This is a genomic window from Bacillus cereus group sp. MG20 (assembly GCF_040459885.1).
GTDB lineage: Bacteria > Bacillota > Bacilli > Bacillales > Bacillaceae_G > Bacillus_A > Bacillus_A cereus.
Window position 1 is genome coordinate 882,134 of sequence record NZ_JARVHF010000001.1, and the last position, 23,005, is coordinate 905,138.

A 23,005-nucleotide genomic window follows, 5' to 3' on the forward strand; every position below is an offset into this window, starting at 1 on the left:
ATCAAAATTCAAACAACATCCAGTAAATCTTTAAAATACTGCCCCAATTTTATGTTGTTCTATCTTCACATCTGATTCTTACATGTTATTTGATTGTAAGTGGTTTCCATAAAGATAACGCAAATATCCAATTCGGGTCACCATTTCCTTGATGATTTTGAACCGCTTCATACACCGTCCCTTGATGTTCTACTTTATCGCCCTTTGTATATGCCTTCTTTGGATCCCATTTTTCATAAGATACATTTTGATCTTTGGTTTTTACCGGAAGAATTTCACTTTGAATTGATGTATTTCCAGCTGCATCTACAGCCTTCACTGCATATTTATATTCCTTATTAGCTGTTAAGTTTTGATCAATAAATGTCGTTCCTTGTACGGTTTGAATCAATTGTCCATCACGTAATACCTGATATTCTTTTACACCTATATTATCTGTAGAAGGATTCCATTTTAGCTCTACACTGTTAGAAGTAAGGTTACTTGCATATAATCCTTGTGGCTGTGTGGGCGCTTCTGTATCTGGTTTCGGATTAACAATTTGATTTACTTTTTTCAGGCCATCCTTTGTAACTTCATACATTACTTTTTTATCAAGGTTTTCACGTTTATTGTTATCTAAATTTATTAATGTTGCCCTCTCTCTGCCTTCTAAATGTGTAAGCTCAATAAGATCACCGGTCTTTACTGAAACTTTTTGTGTTCCAGCATTTTGCTGTTTATTCCCATAAAACTCCTTGTTATATACTACTTTACCTGATGTGTTTTGCACTTTAATACTTGCATATGTACTATCAAAGTAGTTATGTGGTACACCTGCTTTTAGATCAATTTGCATTTCTTCTGTTGATTTATTTAAATTTACTTTTGCGAATTCAAAATCTCCAATCCCTTTCAGCGACCATGCAAACTGGTTTCCTTCTAAAATATTATTTACATCAGGCATATCTGGTTTAATTGGATTAGAATCCGTACCCTTCCAAATCTCTGCTGTTAAAATTGGATATCCTAATGCAGCTACCTTTTGAATGGTATCGTTATTTGGACGTAATCCCCACTTCTCAAAGAAAGGAATCAAATTTTGTTTGGCTACTTTTGATGCTGAAATCATAAATAATTGTTTTTTATTTTCATCAGTTTGTGGAAGTTCACTTGAAGGCATGTCTCTATACAATTGATGCAATTTAGGATAAAAATCCTCTCCATACGCTAACTGTAGTTGCCAAAGCATAACAAGCTTTACAAAAACATCGCTAATTTCATCATAATTTTTATTCACTTGTTCTAGATATTGAAACGCTTTTGGATAAATTCCATTTTTCTCTAAGTTGGATGTTTGATTAAATGCTTTTTCTACAGAAAGGCTGTATATATTATTTTGTACTTCTGTCATATTATAAAACTTCCAGGGTGATTGTTGTCTTAAATGTCCTGCCTCATGCCAAGGACCCCATCCATCTTTTACAAATTTATTAATATCTAACACGTATTGGATTGCATCTCCTACATATGCTGTTCGATAAGAAGTTGCATACATATAATAATCAGGAGAATGATTTTCTTCTACGTAATGAACATAATGTTTATCTACTTGTTCTTCAGATAATCCAGCTACTTTGTCTTGAATTCGAGTAGCTTCATCCATCTTTTTTAAGAGTTGTACAGGATCTGTATTAGAACCCAACAAATATTTCTTCACACGTGCAGGGCTGGCCGTAATTAATACACGTTCGCCTTTTAACTCCACTGCATGTGCATTAGGATATTGGTCCAGCATGTTTATTAAATCTTGTTTCGTATGCTTTCCTAGTTCAAAGAAAGGCGTAGTCGTTCCACCTGTTGTGATTGTTGTTCGAATGGTACCACCTTGCTGTTTATTATAAAAATAAATCAGCCCCCCATTTGGAGATTGGATTGTGTTTATACCAGGTTTTAATGTAAATGATTTTATCTTAGAATCTTCTCTCCAAGAAGCATCATACGAATACGTTCCAATATATACCTGAATATCTTGATTACCTTCTACATTAATCGTTATTTGTTCATTTGGTTTTGCATATAAACCAGTTGGTTCATATGGACTAAATGCCATACTTTTTCTTTCCTGTTGTTTTAGTACCTCAACATCTCCTTTTCCTGGGACTGTAAATGTTATATTTTCTGATTTAACTGACTTTTCACTTTGCAGTGATGTCGATAAATTTTTTTGCTGCTCCTTTTGCTCCGCAAAGACATCTGATGAAGACATCATTCCAGTCGCAAGCATAGTTACTGTAGCAGTAGCTGCAAGTATTTTTCTAGTTTTATGTTTTGAATTATTCCCCATATTATCTCCCTCATTTTTCCTTAGTACTCTTAAGGATTTTTTGTTTTCTTCTTCATGTTTTTACAATCTAAACTATTCATACTATTTAAGTTGTGTCTATTACTCTATATTTTTTCATAAATATCTCCTTTTCTTTATTTATTATTGTATATAAATGTTATTTGATGACACATTAAATAACAACTTTACGATAAACTCATCGATAACAGCCTATTATGTTTTGATTCTGTATTCTAAACTTCCATCTAATTGGAGAAATACACCCAATTGGAGAAATCAGTAAATAATTTTCAACATTTAAGGGTTGGAATCTCACAAAAAATTCATAAAACTTATTTACTTTAAAGGTTTAAACAATTGTGACCACATTTGTTTGAACCTCCACTATTTTTTTCTAAGCTATTCTCTAAAAATCTTATTTTTCGTTGTAAATAAACCTGATTGGTACTCTTTATGCAAAAGAAAAGATGGAATCTTTAATTCAACTCCACCTTTTTTCGAAATAAAAAGCATCTAATTCTATTTGAGTTAGATGCTTACATTTAGTCCTTAGGCCTAATATTCTAAACTATTTACGCGTTTGTAAATCTTTTTTTATTACATCCCAGAGTGAATTATCTTGACGCATCGGTTTACCCTCTTCATCCCATTTTATTTTTCCTGTTCCCAATTCATAATTCATCCCTGTCCATGTGTCTTCACGGAATGCATAGAATGATTTATGCCATCCTTTTTGGTTAAAGATAGAAATAAGATCTTGCATGTATTGGGTAGCACCTGGAACAGTACGGTTAATTCCAAACTCTTCTGCAATAATTCGATTAGATGGTACATGATTTTTCTTAGACCATTGTTGGATTGGCTTCAAAAACTTCTCTAATCCCTGCTTATTCCACATTACAGGTTTCTCTAAGTCTCCTACTTTTACTAATCCTGGATATTGATATTCTTTATTTTTCTTTTCACCTTGACTCGTTAATTCATATGGTTCATACATATGAAATGCATATAGGGTTTTTTTATCATTTACTGGTTTTAAATATTTAAAGGCCCATGGAGTAGCATATAAACCTGAATCTACAATAATCGGTGTTTCTTGGTCTACTTCACGAATGGAATTGATTACTTTTTGATAAAATCTGTTTAAATCCGCTGTCGTTCCCTTCACTTTTGCATACCATTTCTCGTAATCTTCCGTCCAAAAATCATTATATCTATTATTTTTAGCTGTTTCTGGATGTGGTTCATTTATAATATTATAACCAACCACCGCAGGGTAATCTTTTAATTCCAAAGCAAGATCCTTCCAAAATTGACTTGCTTGATCTTGATACTTCTCTTCTTCCCATATTCTGTCGTCATTCTTATTATTATTAAATTGGCGCCATCGATCACCAGGTAAGGATAACATTGTAAGAACGACTTTCATTCCTTGTGATTGTGCGGCATCTAAATCCGCCTTTAATTTTTCTAGATCTTCCTTTACTAATCCCTGATAGTTATCTGCATTACCTATCAGAAAATCCTTTCCAGAAGTATCTGGTTTATCTTCAAATAGAAAATCTTTATCTTTCGCCCATTTATCAGGTGCTAAACGAACATATTCAATATTAGCTTCTTTTGCACTTTTATAGTTTTCAGGTAATGACGTACTATTCATGAAGTTAGTACCCTTTCTTTTCGAATCCCAAAAACTAATTTTTGAATCGCTCTTATAATAGGTATCAGCTCTTACATTCATTTCCTGTACTCCAAAACTCATCATGCCTAGTAACGCAACAATTGGCAAAATTTTTTTCACAACTTTTCCTTCTTTCTCTTTATATTTTACACACATAACATACCTTTGTTTTGTTACAGGAATATGGCAATTCCCCAAAAATTCCTTTTAAATTTATACAGTGGTAGTTCATTCATAAAAAAAGAGATAATTAGAACGTTGCTTCATTTTCAAAGAAACAAAAAAGGAATCCTTTACGGATTCCTTTTTGCAATGCACTCTTTTTCAAATGGTACATTTTGCACCTACTTTTAGTATACCTTATAATTCCTATAAAATAAATAAGATTAACTGAAATTTACTTCAAACTGTGATAGAAAACATAATTAAGAAGCGCAGATAACTAAATATTATCCCTTTTATTAAATAAAAAAGATTAAATAATTCCCCCTCCAAACTAGGACCCTTTTACACTTTTTTTACAAATATTGTCATAGTTAGATAAACCAAATCATTACCCCATTAACAAAGAGACTCCATAATTGGAGTCCCTTTGTTAATTAGCTATTAAAAATGATAGTATGTGATTATTGTATAATTTCCCCTTTTTAGATCTGCATATTCTTCTACGAAATCCCATAAACCTTGCTTTTCGAAGTAAGAAATACTTTTTTCACTTCTTCTAAGAGTTTAATTGCTTCATCTTCATTAAGAGAACGTAAAATATTGAAATGATATACATACTCTTCATTTCCTAATTCCATACAAACTGCTAATCCTTTTTCAAATTGCTTTAAGAATATACAAGCTGTCCCTAATGTATTTTCACAAGAAGCAACTTTCACCTCATACCCCATTAGCCCAAAATACAAGGAATATAGATATTTATTTTACTTTCAAAGGCTGAAACCTTGCTGCATAACTATTGAAAATAAACATAAGAAAGACGTTCAAATCTATATAGATAGAACGTCTTTTCACTTTACTTTATACATATACTGATTTTTCACTTATTCATTTTGCATTGTACTTAAAAAATCCATAAATTCATCTTCATTTACAGGTTTACTGTAGTAATAGCCCTGAATTAGATAACACGCATTACGTTGTAACACTGTTAATTGTTCCTTCGTTTCTACCCCTTCTGCTATCACTTTCATGTTTAAAGTATGAGCAAGTGAAATAATGGTTTGTATAATTTCATCTCCATCAGTAGAAGTTCCGATTCTATTAACAAATTCTCTTGGAATTTTTAAAGTATCAATTGGATAAAGAGGCAGATACGCTAGTGAAGAATAACCTGTACCAAAATCGTCAATTGATAAATGTACACCATATGATTTTAATACTTTTAACTTTGATAAGGTTTCTTTTTCATCTACCATTGCTATTCGCTCTGTTAATTCCAAATCAATCGAATTAGCAGGTACTCCTATCTCTTCTATAGTAGATATCATTGTTTGAACAAAATCTTTCTGTTCAAACTCTATAGCTGATAAATTTATCCCGATCTTTAGATTTGAAAAGCCCATAGAATGCCATTCTTTCAGTTGTCGACACGCTTTCTGTAACGTCCACTTCCCAATTGAAATAATCTGCGCCGTTTCTTCTGCGATAGGTATAAACTCAAAAGGAGAAATCAGCCCAAGCTCTGGATGTTGCCAGCGTATTAAAGCCTCTGCACCAATAACTTTACCTGCCTTACTATCAATTTGTGGTTGATACAATAAAAACAACTCATTATTTTCAATTGCATTTGGTAAATCCTGTTCTAATCGTAATCGACGAGTTACTTTTTGAGATAATGTCTCGTCATACATACAAACAGCATTGTTACCTTTTTCTTTTGCGCTATACATAGCGATATCAGCGTGTTGTAAAAGTGTAGTAGTATTTATTCCTCCAAATGGATACACTGCTATTCCTATACTAAGAGATAAGTAAAAACTATGCTGATTTACTACAAATGGTTCTTCAGTTATACGAAATAAAGTTTTACACAAATCCAATAGCTGTTGCTCTGTTTGGTTATGGACAATGATTGCAAACTCATCTCCACCTATTCTTGCTAGAGGAATAGTCGGTGACAGATATGTCCTAAAACGTTTGGCAACTTCTTTTAAAACTCTGTCACCAATCGAATGACCCAATGTATCATTAATGGTCTTAAAGCGATTTAAATCAATATACAGGAGCCCAAATTTATCCTGTGTTTTTTTGGCACGCTTAATGGATCTATCTAATTCTTGTTGGAACAAGATACGATTTCCAATCTCCGTCACCGTATCATGGAATGCAAGGTAATTTATCTCTTCCTGTTGTTGTTTCATCCTCGTTATGTCTTTTACCATTACATAACTCCCAAAAATTTGACCTTCTATCATAATAGGAACTATAGTGACATACCAAAAGAGCATGTCCTTCTCATTGTTATTTTTCACACGTAACTGTAACGAAGATGAACTACATCGTTTCCCTTTCTTTATAGCTGCTTCCAATTCAGATTTATCTTCATCTAAAAAAATAGAGAAGCACTCTTTCCCTATTAATGCAGTACTTTCTTTTCCTAATAACATACTTCCAGCCTGGTTTATATTTAATACGATACCGTTTGAATCAATCGTTAAAATAGGATCCGGATGATACTCATATAATGACTTAAATCTCTCTTGATTTTTTACCAAATCATTAGATTTATTTATTAAATCCCTTGTTCTCTGAGATACTGTTTGTTCTAATTGATTATTAAACACTTTTAATGTTTTAGTTAACTCTTTGTTTTGCATTCGTACGATTGTATGACGAATCAGTACAAATACAAAAGCAATACAATTTCCCGTAATCAATGTAGCTGAAGAAGTTTGCTCTTTCAAAGTAAAGCCAATTAAGACTGCAACTGCAAGATAAGGGAATATACCAAGAAGTTTCTCTCCAAATGTCGGATTAATAATAAAATAATTTCTTTTAGAAGAAGCATCCTTTGGAATTGTAGCAGCAATAGCGATAAATAATAGTAAAACTCTATACAAACACCTTAATAATATAACTGAACGCTCTGACAAATCATCCTGTAAGTAGAAATACAAGTAGTCCGTAATAGCCAATCCAGTTAATACTAGAATAAAAATAAACAATTTAATTTTTGCATTGAAAATAGCAGGTCGAAAGATTAGTGTAACTCCAAGTAATAGAAGTAATAAATCTATAATTGGAAAAATAAATGAGAGAAAAACATCTCCAATTGATAAGAATAAGATATTTGCAGATGGTTTATTAAATAGGTACCACTCTAATGTAAAAATGGCAGTAACAACAATGCATAAATCACAAATTAAATATGCTTTCTCCCATTTATTACATTCCATCATAATTTTATAAAAGAACGCAAAGAGAAAGAAGAACAAGAAAAATAACAAAAATACATCAGAGATATTAAAATTTTGTATTGGTAATTCTACATTAAGTACTTGAAAAGCAGATATGAAATTCCCTATCAAGAAACACCCTATCGCAATAGTAATACAAACCCAGAATACTCCTAACTTAATTCTTCTGGATAATATAGAATACAGTAATGAGATAAATACAGTAGTTTCAACAACTAAAGATGATAGCCGGATATTAAAATCTGATACAAAATAAAGATTCGGAAAAACAAATAAAAATATACAGCAAAAGCTTATATAAGCTATTAAAGCCAATAGCAATACATAAAATTGCACATATGCATGTTTACGCAATGGACTCACCTTCTTGAGTTTTTTCTATACTTTTATTAAAAAGGTCTTGATAGTGGCACAACTCCTACTAATTAAAATGTGTGCAACCTATTATGTATATTATGACCTTTTTAAAAGATTTCTTTCTACATACAACATTCTTGTTAACTTTTTGTAGATGTTTACAATTATCAATACTGAGGATTCCAAAAGGGATCCGTTAAAAAGGAATGAAAATATACTATCTTTAACATAGAAATTCGAATTAGTTTTCGAAACCAACTGTAACAATTATAGTTACAACTTAAGTTGATGTCAATTTCATATTCCCTCCTTACTCAAAGAATTATAAATAATTTAGGATTAGGTGCAGCTGAAGCTGATATTGCATCTCCCTAAAAAGAATGTTACTCTAAAAGCAGAATTATGAAAGGAATGATGGATGAACAATGATTAACTAATTTATATTTTAAGTTGAATTTCATAACTTCAAACTACAAAATATAGGGTTAGTCTATCCATTTTTAAAATTCAGTTCATACTTTATTTGTCATCATTCAAATGATTAATAAGTACTTATTAAGTATAGACGAAAGACTAATCCTTCCGATTACAATTGGGGGATTTTTTTATTCCCATTTATGTTAGTTGGAACTTATTAATTGTTAAATGTACCTAACAAATAAAGGAGCGAGAAAAATGAGTACTTCAGACACTATTGTTACACATGTAATGCTCTATATAAGTCGTTAATATCCATCAAACTTATATAGAGCAATTAAAAACTGGATGGATGTTCCGACTTTATATGAAACGTTTCGATATATAAAGGAGGAATTAATATGTCAATGATAAAAGTCCAAGATTTAACTTTTTCATACCCAGGTAGCTTTGATAATATTTTTGAAAGTGTAAACTTCCAAATAGATACGGATTGGAAGCTAGGATTTATCGGTAGAAACGGACGAGGTAAAACGACATTCTTTAATTTATTGTTAGGGAATTATGAGTATGGTGGGAAAATCCTTGCTTCGGTAGAATTCAATTACTTCCCCTACTCTGTTGCAGATAGGAACAAATTCACTCATGAAATCCTTGAAGAAATTTGTCCCCAAGCAGAAGATTGGGAATTTCTGCGTGAGATATCCTATTTAAATGTTGATGCTGAGGTCATGTACAGACCATTTAAAACATTATCAAATGGGGAACAAACAAAGGTGTTGCTTGCTGCACTGTTTTTAAATGAGGGCCAATTCCTATTAATTGATGAACCAACAAATCACTTAGATACTGATGCACGAAAGATAGTCTCTGATTATCTAAGGAAGAAAAAAGGATTTATTTTAATTTCACATGACAGAATCTTTTTAGATGGATGCGTTGACCATATCCTATCTATAAATAGAGCAAATATTGAAGTTCAAAGTGGTAACTATTCTTCTTGGAAGTTAAATTTTGATAGACAGCAAGAGCACGAAGAGACTACAAATGAGCGTCTACAAAAAGACATAGGGAGATTAAAACAGTCTTCCAAGCGTTCAGCAAGTTGGTCTCATGATGTGGAAGCTTCAAAAAATGGAACGAGGAATTCAGGCTCTAAGTTGGATAAGGGGTTTGTAGGACATAAAGCAGCCAAGATGATGAAAAGAGCAAAAAACCTTGAATCAAGGCAACAAAAAGCTATTGAAGAAAAGTCAAAATTACTAAAAAATGTGGAGAAAACTGAGTCATTAAAATTGGAACAATTACAATTTAAATCAAATGAATTGATTACTTTGGTTGATGTGTCCGTTAAGTACGATGACCAAATTGTGAATGAGTCGATTAGCTTCATAGTCGAGCAAGGTGACCGAATTGTACTTGATGGAACGAATGGGAGCGGAAAAAGTAGTATCCTAAAACTAATTCTAGGACATCCGATACAGCATACAGGCTTAGTTATTTTAGGTACAGGACTCATCATTTCCTATGTCCAACAAGATACTTCTCATTTGAAGGGATCACTATCAGACTTTATTGAACAGCACAAGATTGATGAGACCTTATTTAAATCCATCCTACGTAAGATGGACTTTGACCGAATTCAATTTGAGAAAGATATATCTCATTATTCTGGTGGCCAAAAGAAAAAACTACTTATCGCTAAAAGCTTATGTGAAAAAGCTCATATATATATATGGGACGAACCACTAAATTTTATAGATATCTATTCCCGTATGCAGATCGAAGAGCTTATTCAACAATTTAATCCCACAATGGTTATTGTTGAGCATGATAAAGCATTTCAACAAACAGTTGCAACAAAAACTATATCTATGTAGCTCAAAACGAATACTTGAAAATATAATCAGCAAATTGAGTCATTGAATTATAAAAACTTTAATGACGTGTTGAAAAAAGCCTAATTTCTCTACAATACATTGAGAAATTAGGCTTTAAATAATAATAATAGAATTCATATACACTGAATAATTTACACGTTAGGTTTATCTGTTAATGCAGTAACAATCCTGTCCACTAAGTCTTCTGGCATCCATTCATGATTTGTATCATTCGTTTCATTTGGCCCTAAAGAATCAATAAACTTTTTAAACTTTGGAAATAAAACAATAGAAGTGATCCAATGTATCGTATGATTTATGGAGAAGAAATGAAAAACTCCTTGCTTTTCACCCTCCTGTAATATTTCTTTTAACTGTTCAAAATTACCTATGAAATACGGTTTAATCTTTTCTAATCGTGCACTTTCCTTAATAATCTCCTCATATGCCAATGATCCAATTTCAGGGTTCTCTTTTATATGTGTAGTAAAAACCGTTAAATATTCTCTAAGGGCATTGATAGGATCAAATTGATTCTTCTCAAGAAAATTGGGTAGCTCATTAGCAAGACCATATTTCTTAAACACCTCATAATATAGGTTTTCTTTCCCATTAAAATAGTAAGAGGCCATAGCAACATTCACTTTCGCTTCTTTTGCAATTTCTTGTATGCTCGTACCTTCGTAGCCACGCTCTCCAAATTTTTTCTTAGCAGCCTTTAAGATATTTTCCATCGTCTGCTCTCGAGATTTCCCCATTTCACACACCTCAAATAGTATATATTTCACTTCAAAAACCCAATAAGGACTTTGAATAGAGTATCTTTTTAATGAAATTTAATTATATATTTAAAGTGGTAACTTAACAACCGATGAAGTTCTGATTACTTTAAACAATATCCCCTTGCGTAGCATCAATAGCTTCCAAATACTTTACGCTCTTTTCTAATCAAGTGAAAGTCTGGACAAAAAACATCTATTGTTATCTTAACTTCGTGTGCAAACAAAAAAATAATAAGGACCAGATCTTATCTATAAAATAAATAAGATCTGGTCCTTTCGTTACATTATACAAATTTAAAATAAACTAGCGCACTCGTATCTTGATGAAATAATTATCCATCAATCGTCCATCATTTTCTGACTAAATCTGTTTAATCTCGATATAAGGTCCTTTAATGTTTAATTTGTTAATATCATTAGATATATTGCCTACAGTTGATTTTTCATTAAAAGTATAGACCTTTTCACCATTTACAAAGATACCCCAATTTTTATCTTCGTAACTGATACCATAACCAGCATTGCTAGACGTAGCTTTGAGTTGATTTCCATTCATTGAAAGAGATAATTTCCCTTTTCCTTTGTTAAGTTTATCATTCACGCTGTTAATACTATTCATTTGTTCTTCAAGGGCTTTTTGGTTATCAAGAGTAACTTGATGGTTTTTCCAGTCTAATTTATAGTGGTTCGTAAAGAATTCATTATATGTATCTTTATTATTTGTTCCCCACCATTTTGAACTTACCCATTCGATATTGTACTGATCTGAAATTCTACGATTTGTTATTTTTAAATCTGATGTAGTTTCTGTTTTATCAGCAGTAATAACCGCTACTACGTTTGGAGAAAAACCATATCCTGTTAAAGCTGGTACTGTATCTTTTGAAACAAAATTATTCGTTCCTTCATTATAACTACGTGATTTCATAAATAGTTGATTACCATAGAAAGTATTGAATGAATCACGATTATAAATTCCCCACTCTGGGAAATTAAATGATTGGAATCCTACTTTCCAATTTAATTTTTTATCTGTGTGAGTCTCTAATACCGTTTTATAATCTACTTGATCATAAGATACACTTTCTTTCCAAGCAAAGCTACCTGTGATACTTGCATCGGCATTTGGCCCTTTATCATTTACTCCTACTTTAACACTTCCACCAAGTGTATACCCTACCTCAGAAGTGACCTTTGCTGAAGTCATTGTATTAACTGGGGCAGCTTTATGGAATTGAGCACTATCACCACTTGTTATTTCTGCTTCAGTATGATAGGCTGATGGCCATTTTAAACCTGCGTTATAGTATCCGCTATTAATTGTATATTTAGCATCTATATTACTACCATCAGTGGTAACAATTGCAATCTTTTTATCTGCGTAAGGATCCTCAATAAAAGAAACCTTTATTGAATTTTTGATATTCTGCTTCATGTCATAAGTAGTTTTAAAACTATTATAGACCTTCCCACCATTTTGAAGATTTTCTACAGTTCCTTTAGAATCTGCAAATGCAGATGTTGCTTGTAAACCAAATGATCCAGACATAATAACGGACGCTACCGCAACGCATTTAGCTATTTCTTTTGCTTTTTTCATACAGACAGCCACTCCTTCTTAAACATTTAAAAGATATTATTTCTAGTTCACAAAAATAGAGATAGATTCATAGCCATACAATATAGAAATTCATTAACTTTATGACACTAACTAAAAACACATGTTTCACTAATCTTCCTCTCACTATTATTGATAACTATTATCAATATTATTAAAACATAAAGTAACGATTTAAACAACAATTTTAAATACAAATTTAAAATTGTTGTTTAAAAAGCACAAAAAAAATTATAGAATTCTTCATTTCGAGAATTACTATATTTTTAATTACTTATTACAGCCTATATTCAGATACATTATTTCCTTTCCATTCATAATAATCTAAAATTCCTTCATAAATGGCTTCTGCTGCAATTTGTCTGCCATTTTCCGTAGATAATTTACTGTAATCAATACCATTATCTATAAACGCCAGTTCCGTCAATATAGCTGGCATGTCATTTTCTCTTATAACATGAAGGTCTCCATGTTTAACTCCTCTGTCTCGTGTTTGAAGTGCCTCTACTAAACGTGTTTGAATTTTTCCTGCTAAAACACGACTTTCTTCCACATGAGGATTTGTTTTTTCGGATTTAGAAGATTTATAGTAATATGTTTCTGTCCCTTTTGCATTACCATTAAAAGCATTTGCATGTACGCTTATAAAGATATCACCCTGATTTTTCTTAGCAAATTTAACACGTTCCTGTAAAGAACTTTTTTGATCATGTCCTGGTCTATTATCAGATTGACGAGTTAATAAAACTGTAAATGGTGTATGCTTTTCAAGTAATTGTTGTAGACGTAAAGAAGTGTCTAGTACAATCTTACTTTCAGGTAATCCCTTTGTGGATTTCCCAGGATCTTCGCCACCATGTCCAGGATCAATAATGATTATTTTGCTTTCTAATGGGTTTTTTGGACGATGTTGCATCATATCTGTTTTTGCAGTAAGTTGAGCAGCTTCAGCACGTGTTATAAATCTATTTGGTTGCCAACCGTTCTCAGTACCATTAGAAATTTTCAAACCGATTAAAATATTGGCATATTTTTCTCCCCAATGGCCTTTTAAATCTTCAAATTTAACCTGCTCGTTATGATTTGGTGTGCTTTGTAGTTTATATGCATTTACTAGCATCGTAGCCATAGCAGCGCGAGTTACTTTTCCGGATGGATTGAAGATTCCATTACCCTCACCTTTAACAATACCAGCTTTTTCAGCAGCAGCAATATACGGAGTAGCCCAGTGGTTTTGTGAATCTGTAAATGATGGTTTTGCATTAGAGTCAATTTGTATACCTAAAACTTTTGTCATAATTTTTGTAGCTGAAGCTCTGTCTAATGAGTCATTTGAACCGAAAGTTCCGTCTGGATAGCCATTCAATACCTGTTTATCAACTAAATAATTAACGGATTTGTCCGCCCATGCAGGAACATCTGGGAACTTATGAGTATTTGCAAATGTATTAGATGAGTAGGATAATAAACTTCCAGCAAGAATTCCTGTAGCAATTAATTTGTATTTCAAAATGAACACCTCTATCAAGTTATTACAATTTGGTAAATATATCATTTATAATTAATCTTTAAATAATAGGACCTTGAATAAAGAATAGATTAATTCGTTTATATTACTATATAACGGATAATGAATTTAAAATCGAACTATTACTCTAAAAATAATCCTCGGATATACACTTATAGATAGAGATTATTAAATATACTCACCAACATCGTGTAACCAGTATAGTTACTTATACATACGAGTGTCAATTAAAATAACCTTACAATTTTGTAAGATAACCACCTTAATAGTAAACCATGTAATTATTAAATATTATAAATAGTTACTAGATATAATAAAATAACAATCTTAAATTTTGAACAAAGACTAATTATTTTAATAGGAAAATAACTTATAACCACCGCAATGCTTTTGAATCCTACTTTACTCTATAATTCTCTGTTATATCCCAACGTGAATGCTCCTATAATATAGGCGATTGCTGCAATGAATACTAGTATTTCCTCAAAAAACATCTCTAGAAGCCACCTAAAGTAGCCTTTATTAATACACTCACACAATCCATCTTTTCACTCCCTTAAGACATCCTCAAATTTTACAAGGACTGAAAAAAGAAGAGGGATACCTTCCCTCTTCACCAAAAAAATTAAAAAACACCTTAATTTATATCCCCTGCCTTTTACAATCTCACGTCTATTGATAGCCAGTTTAATTCTTCAATTCTATTTTCATAGATTCATGTATTCTTCTAAAGTCTGCTTTTGTTTATATATATTTTCAGCAATATCTCCTACATAGCGAATATGCCAAGGTTCATATGCATAACCTGTAATACTTTCCTTTCCCTTAGGATAACGAATGATAAACCCTGCGCGATGCGCGTTTTCTTTCAGCCATTTTCCTTCCTTCGTATTAGCAAAGGATAACTCTAGTTCATTGTTCGCACTTTTAGAAGAAACGTCCATTGTTAATCCTGTTTGATGTTCGCTATGTCCTGGTTTTGCCGAGAAGCGATCCGTATGCTCTTGTCCTTTTCTTTTCACATTGTTTGTATACAATCGTTGTTGATAGTCATAGGAACGAAATCCCGAAACAGCATTTAACTGAATCCCCTCCTGCTTTGCTAAATCAAATAACTTTTCCAGTGCTTCTGCCGCCTCTTTACGGAGGTGGCTCTTTTCTACCGTTCCACTAAATGAGAATGGTACATTTGGTACAACTAAATCCTCTGGTTTATAGTCTTCGGGTAATCCATATTCCTTATTAACTACAGCCTGTATACTAGCAAAAGAACTTTCATTGTATTTTGATTGCCCTTTTCCTCTACTATCTTTCTCTTTATTTATGGAGTTTTCACGAGATTCATAGTTCGTCTTATCTGGTTCTTTACCAATAGATTGATTGGTGTAAATTATAAAGATACCTAACATCATAATTACACAAATGAAAATTCCTACTAATTTAAGTCTCATTATTCATTTCCTTCCTGCAACTCTTACTATTTCTCGTTCATAATATCTCAACCATATCAAATTCATATTAATTTGAAGTGAACTTTTGTTCTTACCATATTTCTTAATAGAAAGACTGTATATCCTTCTATTTGTTTGACATCATTAAGATGCTCACAAATATAAATAAATTCTATTCCTACATATAGATAAAAAATCTAAAAATTTATATAATAAGATTAGAAGTGTAGCGTATTATTATTGAAGGGTCTTGGTATAATGCTAGGCATTAATGTAAAAAAAACAAATGAAGAGTTAATTATTTCATGGCAATTGGCGGAGATTACAATTCCATTACGTGATGTGATTGAGATTACCGAAGATGCTACCTATGCTGGTGTTGAAGAAGTAGATGTCATACGTATTGGAACAGCTTATGGGACAACAGACCTTATTTTAATTAAAACAGTAAAACAAAATTATGTATTATTTACTACAAATAAATTTGCTATTTTAAATGCCATTCACGCTTGAATATAGGAGTCTTCTTGGCTAAAATGATAAAAATAAGCACATCTGAACTGCACCCCAATTGTTAGACACAGTCTAACAATTGGGGGTGCAGTTTTTCTATGGCTAAATTTACAGCTAATGAAAAAATACAAATCGTTCTACGTTATTTGAACGGAAATGAAAGTTATCGAGAAATAGGTAGATCGCTCGGTATAAATGACACAATCATTTTGAATTGGGTAAACCAATATAAACAGAATGGTCTGGAAGCTTTTCTAAAACGATGTACAAATTACACACAACAATTTAAACTAGACGTACTAAACTTTATGATTGAAAACGGTATGTCCTTATTTGAGACGGCAGCTATCTTTAATATTCCTGCCCCTTCAACGATTTCTGTTTGGAAAAAACAGCTCGAAACACAAGGAATTGATGCCCTTCAATCTAAGAAAAAGGGGCGTCCATCCATGAAAAAAGATTCAAATAAACAATTAAAACAACCTTTAGCTGAAGGGTCAGTCGAAGCACTTGAAGCACGCATTAAACAGCTTGAGATGGAAAATGAGTACTTAAAAATGTTAAATGCCTTAGTTCAAAACAAGGAAAAATCACAAAACAAGACAAAGCGCAAGTAGTCTATGAATTAAGGCATAAATATTCGGTGAAGGCACTCGTGGAGCTAGCTACTATTCCTCGAAGCACGTATTATGATTTAGTAAAGAAAATGAATCGTCCAGATGTAGATGCCGATTTGAAAGTTGAGATTAAAGCGATTTATGAGGAAAATGAAGGTCGTTATGGTTACCGTCGCATTCGTGATGAATTAACGAATCGTGGCCAGAAAGTGAACCACAAGAAGGTTCAGCGCATTATGAAAGAGCTTGGGTTAAAGTGTGTTGTGCGTATGAAGAAATATAAATCCTATAAAGGAAAAGTCGGTAGAATTGCACCTAATATTTTAGAGCGTAATTTTCATACAGATGCACCGAATCAAAAGTGGGTAACAGACATCACAGAGTTTAAATTGTTTGGAGAAAAACTGTATGTATCACCTGTATTAGATTTGTATAATGGTGAAATTATTACCTATACAATTGGTTCTAGACCGACGTATTCGCTTGTTTCAGACATGTTAGAGAAAGCATTGGAACGTTTACCTGAAACCCACCAGCTACTGATGCATTCGGATCAAGGATGGCATTATCAAATGAGACAGTACGTCCGGACACTTGAATCAAGAGCTATCGTCCAGAGTATGTCTCGAAAAGGCAACTGTTACGACAACGCAGTAATAGAAAATTTCTTTGGGATTATGAAGTCGGAGTTCCTCTACATAAAAGAATTTGAAAATGTAGAGCACTTTAAAATAGAATTAGAAAAATATATAGATTATTATAATACGAAACGGATTAAGGCAAAATTAAAAATGAGCCCGGTACAATACCGGACTCACTTTTATCAAGCTGCCTAATGAAATAACCGTGTCTAACTTTTAGGGGTCACTTCAATCCTGTTAAAAAACAGATGTGCTTATTTTTTAATTTCTATGCATTTTTACGTTTTAAGAAAATCACTCCACCAACAATTAACAGTAATGCGCCTGCAGCCATAGAGATCCAACTTGTAAGATTAGTACCTGTTTGCGGTAACCATCCAATTTTAGATTGAATTTCTTGCTTAGGTTGTGGTTGTTCTTTTACTTGCTCGTTAGGCTGCTCTGGTGTTGGAGTATTTTTATCTGAATTTGGCTGTTCTGGTTTAGGTTGTTCCGGCTTTACCTCTTTAAATTTCACTGTTTGTCCCTTATCTTCAATTTCAGCGTGAATAGCTACTAATATATTATCTTGATACAGTTCTTCAAATACTACTACTTCTTTACCTTGTAATGCAGAAGCATTAAATGTGAAATCTAGTGTGATAGAACCATTCTTCTCTTTAGCAGTAAACTTAGATTCTACTGTTACTTCTTTACCATCAACTAATAATGGCTTGTTTGTTGCTTTATCCATTAGTTTACCTTTTACAACGTACTCTTTACCCACGATTAAGTCTTTGTATTCCACTTTATCTTGGATTGTTACAGATTTAGAAGCGTCTAACTCTTTAGAACCATCAACTTTGTTTGTTGCTGTCGTTTTAATAGAAGGTTCTACAAATCGAACTGTTTGACCTACATCATTAATGTCAGCATGCGTTGTAATTACTTGCCCTTCATGTAATAAGTCTTCAAACACGACTACTTCTCTTCCTTGCTGTTCAGCACCAACAAAAGTAAAGTCTAATGTTACAAAACCGTTCTTTTCTTTTGCAGTAAACTTCGTTTCAGCTGTTACTTCTTTTCCATCAATTAATAATGGTTTGTTAATAGCTTTGTTCATTAGTTTACCTTTTACAGTGTACTCTTTACCTACAACTAAGTTAGTATACTCCACTTTGTCTTGGATAGTGATAGAATCCTTTGAATGAATCTCTTTTCCACCATCAGCTTTGTTTGTTGCTGTCGTTTTTACTGATGGCTTAACGAACTTAACTGTTTGACCTTTATCATTGATATCAGCATGTGTTGTAACAGTTTTTCCTTCTTTCAATAACTCTTCGAATACTACTACCTCTTTTTCTTCTAAACCAGTTGCATCAAATGTGAAGTCTAATGTAATAGAGCCATTTGCTTCTTTTGGTGTAAACTTCGTTTCAGCTGTTACTTCTTTACCATTTACAACTAATGGTTTATTAGTCTCTTTATTCATTAATTTACCTTTTAAAGTGTATTCTTTACCTACTTGTAGGTCTTTGTATTCCACTTTATCTTGGATTGTTACAGACTTAGACGTGTGCATTTCTTTTGTACCATCTGTTTTATCAGTAGCTGTTGTTTTTATTGAAGGAATCTTTTCATCTTTGACAATGTGTTTAATGATTTGACCATTCTCTTTAATTTCAAAAGAGAACGTTTCTTCATTTAATACATAACCTTTTGGCGCAACAGTTTCTTTATATGTGTATTTTCCAAATGGTAATTTTTCAAATTTAGCGATTCCTTTATCGTCTGTTTTTCCTTTTACTACTTCTTTTCCTGCTTCGTTATAAATCGTAAATTCTGCATTTGGAAGCTTGTTATTTCCATCAGCTACATCTACCTTTGTAATTTCTAGATCACCTTTGATAAGATGATTAACTGCCAATAACTCAATAATCTTCCCATGTTCCTTTATTTCGAACATAATCGGTTCTTTAACAAGAACGTAACCATGTGGAGAAGCCTTTTCTACAAATGAATATTTACCATACGCTAAATCTTTGACGTTAATCTCGCCATTTTTATCTGTCTTATATTCCCCAACTACTTTTCCACTTTCATCTTTCAATTCAAATACTGCACCTTCTAATTTTTTGCTAATATCTTCATTATCTACTTTTAGTAATTTTACACTACCTTTCACTTCGGTATTTTCCACTGTAAAAGTAAGTGTTTTATTGTGCTCTTTAATTTCAAAAGGATACTTTGTTTTATTTCCAATATATCCATTAGGTGTTTTTGTCTCTAAGAAATAATACTTACCATACGTAAGACCTTCAACGTTTGCAATTCCATTTTCTTTTGTTACTACTTTTTGCACTTCTTTTCCATCTTCAGTAAAGACTGTGAATTCAACATTTGGTAAAACCTTTCCTGAATCACTGAGCTTTTTAATTTCGATGTTACCTTTTACTTTGTTATTTACTATTTGGACAGCTCCTGTTTCTCCTGTCTTAACTTCAATAGTTTGTGGTTTATCATCTGAAACATAGCCTGTTGGTGCTTTAATTTCTTTTAATGTGTAAGTACCAATTGGTAAGTTGTTTAATTCTGCCATACCATCAGCACCAGTCGTGATTTTTCCAACTGATTCATTATTTGCATTAAAGACCTCAAATACTGCACCAGCTAAAACTTCTCCATTTTCTCCAACCTTTTTAATTTTTAAAGAACCAGCTGCTTCCCAATTTACTGCAAGATCACTACTAAGCTTTTCTTCATTTCTTTCTAATAGTACTGTAGCATTCTGAACAGTATCCGTACCACGGTAAGCAATTGCTTGAACTTTAGTTAAATTAGCAGCAACACTTAAATTAAATTCACCCGTTTTTGTATTCTTAGGAATTTGGATACGAAATTTTTCTCCAACTGAAAGCTGATCTTTCACTTCTCCATTTTCACTTACAATTCTAACTCCATTAGGTGCATTTTTCGCTACTACCTTATAAGAACCACTCTTAGCATTTGTTTGTACTGAATATAGATTTGTTTCGAAGAATTCACCCTTTAATTCTGCTTTTTGCTTTTCAGCAGGAATCACATTCATAAAAATATCTTGAGTCTCTTCACTATTATTAGCATTACTAATAATAGCCTTAGCTGCTTTTTCAACATTTTTATTCTCATGTTTTAATTCATTTACATCGAGTTGACCTAATGCATTCCAAACCGCAAGTTGCGTTGCATAATGCGCTTCATTTTTATTAGCTACTCCCAGCTGTTCAGCACTTTTTTGCGGGAAACCATTTAATAAGACTCTATATACTACATTATCTGTTTTCCCCATTTCAGGAAGATCTTCACCATTTGGTGATTTTAATCCAAGGGTTAAGCAATAAGCAATTTGACCACTTGAATTTTTAATCATTTCAGTGCGAATGTACTTACCTAGACTATTACTATAACTCCAGTCCATTGAATATTTCTCATGCGTCATAACCTCTGCACTAGCCCTAGGTAAAAATACATTAAGGAATAATGCCAGTACTGATAATAATGTAAAAACTCTTATAATGACTCTCTTACTCAATTTTGTAACCTCCCTAGAATAAATTAATCCGAGTATATATCGCAATATCTAAAACATTCACGATCGACCCATTTATCATTATAAAACAATAAATTACAAATATTAAATAATTTTAATGAAATAGTCAAAAAATTTACACATTTTATTATTTATCAAGTTTTTTAACGAATTTACTATATACAAATTCTAAAACACGCCTACAAGTTAAAAGACAAATATGTATGTTAAATATATAAATAGCAATTCCTTCACTTCAGTTATTAAGCTTTCCCCCTATTAAAAATAGCCTTTTTATTTTCTGGTTAATCCGAATAATTTATACACCTCTTTTAATCTATTAATTCTCTATTACGCTCCTTCATTGAGATATAAGGGTGACTCCTCATTTAAAGAATAAAGTAAAACTTTATTCAGCTCGATCCCCATCTAACTTCTTTACTTTCATTGAATTTTTGGGCGTGAGTCTTACTGCCCACAAATAGCGGGATACATTATGCAACATTGCATTTGATAATCATTTTCAATGTAACTACAATGATTACAGGGTTACTGTTAATCCAATATTCTACATGGAGGTTTTATTATGTTTAAAAAAATTATTGTATCTTCTATGGCGCTTACTATGTTCGGTGGAGCTGCAACTATGCTAGAGGCACCTACTGCTCAAGCAGCTTCTTATAACTCAACGTCATCCTCTTACTTTGATGTCACTCCTGAAGAGGCCGTGGCTTTCTATCAATCTCAAGACTATAAAAAATTAAAAGTATTTTTGGATGACTTTGAAGCAAGAAACCCTTATACTCCAGGTGGAGGCTACGCTCAAGGGAGTGTACGTATGCAAAAATTCAACGATGCTCTTAGAGATGCCAAATTAACAAATGTCTACCAAGAATTTATTAGAATCTCATACTACAATCATTATCCAGAACCAAAATAATAACAACGGATTAAATGTTTATTATTTCTATAACTTAGCCTAATTTTAAATGTATAACCTAAAAATAATTACTAAAAACCACTCATATAAGAGTGGTTTTTCTATTTCCCCATATAATTTAGCGGAATGTTACATCATCTTTATTTTGATATCTTTTATAGTAGACATTCTCTCGTTGACACAATCTAGTAGGTTAGCAATGGAAATATCAAAATGTATTTATAATTGTTTTCTGTTTAATAGCAAAAAACGAACCCCCTCTCACAATTAGATAAGGTGCTCGTTTTCATTTTTATCGGTAATTCTCAATTCAATTTAGCTTCTTTCCAATAAGTAAAGATTAAATTAACTTAAAAGCAAAGCGTTTTAAATTTAATTCATAGATCTTACTGAAACTTGGAATTGCCCCTTAGAACCATCATCATTTGAAACGTAAATTTTATATGTTCCATTCGGTAATGGAGATAAAGCATTCCGTACATTTGTAACATTAATTTGTTGTTCTCCAGGTTTTATATAACCACCAACAATTAGCTCTGTATTTGGACCTTTTACACTATATCCCATTGTATTTTGACCATTATTTTTCATAGAGAAGCTTAAGTCAGTACTCCCATCATATACGAAAGAAGTTTCAGCCTCGCCACTATAATCCATTGTTTGAGTTAATAATAAGTCTGCAGAAACATGTTCAACTACATGAATTGGATCATTCGTTTTGTGTACTTCTTCAGCATAAGTATTATTCCCTAACACACCAAGTGTTAATGCTGAAAATACTCCACAACTAAGCACTAGTTTATTTAACTTCATTTTAAGTTCCCCCTTGATGTTTGTATTCTATTACCATCATACATCCTTTTCCAAGTGCGTTTTTATGTAATAATTCATATCTATAAACCTATATATCTTAACTCTTCACCTTAATAGTTATTGAGAAACCCACATAGATAAAGTTACAATATTACGCTTCATAAAAAACATGTAAATTTTAAATTCTTTTTCTAACAAAGTTTTATACGAGTAAGTACTAAAATACTCACATAAATAGCATTTCTATTTCAGATAAAATGTACTAATAAAATTTTTCTAAAATTTCACTTTGTAATTTGATATATTCCATGTTAATATAACGAAGGCTACAAACAGGAGTCACCACGCATATCATTTTCACAGAATATTCATACTTAAAAACCTTATTTTATCAGTAACTCAATCCAAATTTCACCTATACAAAAGTTAGTTTATAATTTCATATGTACATAAATTTAAATAGATTTTT

Annotated in this window: 14 protein-coding genes; 4 read left to right on the forward strand and 10 right to left on the reverse strand. The window is 32.1% G+C overall.

Translation table 11 applies throughout. The annotated features are described in order from the left end of the window. Nucleotides 1-85: 85 nt before the first annotated feature. From QCI81_RS04515 to QCI81_RS04530, 4 genes are all read right to left on the reverse strand, one after another. The gene (locus QCI81_RS04515) at nt 86-2,326 is read right to left on the reverse strand and encodes a M60 family metallopeptidase (RefSeq protein WP_071731271.1); all 2,241 of its coding nucleotides are present in this window, start codon (nt 2,324-2,326) and stop codon (nt 86-88) included. Between the two features lie 568 nt (nt 2,327-2,894). Continuing rightward, a complete protein-coding gene (locus QCI81_RS04520) occupies nt 2,895-4,163 on the reverse strand; it encodes a glycoside hydrolase family 5 protein (RefSeq protein WP_098851913.1) in 1,269 nt (422 codons plus the stop codon). Between the two features lie 509 nt (nt 4,164-4,672). Then, complete coding sequence (locus QCI81_RS04525; RefSeq protein ID WP_063548262.1) at nt 4,673-4,903, reverse strand: hypothetical protein; 231 nt, start codon at nt 4,901-4,903, stop codon at nt 4,673-4,675. A 153-nt stretch (nt 4,904-5,056) separates the two neighbouring features. After that, nucleotides 5,057-7,786, reverse strand: a complete 2,730-nt coding sequence (locus QCI81_RS04530; protein ID WP_071731272.1) for a GGDEF domain-containing phosphodiesterase — start codon at nt 7,784-7,786, stop codon at nt 5,057-5,059. 821 nt (nt 7,787-8,607) lie between these two features. On the opposite strand from QCI81_RS04530, the gene QCI81_RS04535 reads away from it, so the two are divergent. Then, a complete protein-coding gene (locus QCI81_RS04535; protein WP_071731273.1) occupies nt 8,608-10,086 on the forward strand; it encodes an Lsa family ABC-F type ribosomal protection protein in 1,479 nt (492 codons plus the stop codon). Nucleotides 10,087-10,238: 152 nt separating this feature from the next. Here the strand turns inward: QCI81_RS04535 and hlyIIR are convergent, their stop codons facing one another. The 4 genes from hlyIIR to QCI81_RS04555 all read right to left on the reverse strand — a co-directional run bounded on the left by hlyIIR (nt 10,239) and on the right by QCI81_RS04555 (nt 15,465). After that, entirely contained in the window at nt 10,239-10,844 is a 606-nt protein-coding gene (gene hlyIIR / locus QCI81_RS04540) for a hemolysin II regulator HlyIIR (protein ID WP_053563864.1), read from the reverse strand. A gap of 385 nt (nt 10,845-11,229) precedes the next feature. Next, a complete protein-coding gene (gene hlyII, locus QCI81_RS04545) occupies nt 11,230-12,468 on the reverse strand; it encodes a hemolysin II HlyII (protein WP_000709367.1) in 1,239 nt (412 codons plus the stop codon). Nucleotides 12,469-12,763: 295 nt separating this feature from the next. Then, nucleotides 12,764-13,996 (reverse strand): N-acetylmuramoyl-L-alanine amidase, encoded by a 1,233-nt coding sequence (locus tag QCI81_RS04550; RefSeq protein WP_071731274.1) that lies wholly within the window; start codon nt 13,994-13,996, stop codon nt 12,764-12,766. Nucleotides 13,997-14,721: 725 nt separating this feature from the next. Continuing rightward, complete coding sequence (locus QCI81_RS04555) at nt 14,722-15,465, reverse strand: M15 family metallopeptidase (RefSeq protein ID WP_001237442.1); 744 nt, start codon at nt 15,463-15,465, stop codon at nt 14,722-14,724. A 258-nt stretch (nt 15,466-15,723) separates the two neighbouring features. On the opposite strand from QCI81_RS04555, the gene QCI81_RS04560 reads away from it, so the two are divergent. Together QCI81_RS04560 and QCI81_RS04565 are read left to right on the forward strand one after the other, a co-directional pair. Further along, nucleotides 15,724-15,978, forward strand: a complete 255-nt coding sequence (locus tag QCI81_RS04560; RefSeq protein ID WP_071731275.1) for a SunI/YnzG family protein — start codon at nt 15,724-15,726, stop codon at nt 15,976-15,978. Nucleotides 15,979-16,076: 98 nt separating this feature from the next. Continuing rightward, a protein-coding gene (locus QCI81_RS04565; RefSeq protein ID WP_353810624.1) for an IS3 family transposase occupies nt 16,077-17,431 on the forward strand; the annotation gives its coding sequence in 2 pieces (ribosomal slippage) (nt 16,077-16,536 and nt 16,536-17,431; 1,356 coding nt in all). A 73-nt stretch (nt 17,432-17,504) separates the two neighbouring features. Here QCI81_RS04565 and QCI81_RS04570 read toward each other — a convergent pair. Further along, nucleotides 17,505-20,786 (reverse strand): VaFE repeat-containing surface-anchored protein, encoded by a 3,282-nt coding sequence (locus tag QCI81_RS04570; protein WP_071731370.1) that lies wholly within the window; start codon nt 20,784-20,786, stop codon nt 17,505-17,507. Between the two features lie 583 nt (nt 20,787-21,369). Here QCI81_RS04570 and QCI81_RS04575 point away from each other — a divergent pair. Further along, on the forward strand, nt 21,370-21,723 hold the full coding sequence (locus QCI81_RS04575) for a hypothetical protein (RefSeq protein ID WP_000473483.1): 354 nt from the start codon (nt 21,370-21,372) through the stop codon (nt 21,721-21,723). Between the two features lie 372 nt (nt 21,724-22,095). Here QCI81_RS04575 and QCI81_RS04580 read toward each other — a convergent pair whose 3' ends face one another. After that, a complete protein-coding gene (locus QCI81_RS04580; RefSeq protein ID WP_071731371.1) occupies nt 22,096-22,536 on the reverse strand; it encodes a hypothetical protein in 441 nt (146 codons plus the stop codon). Nucleotides 22,537-23,005: the final 469 nt, after the last annotated feature.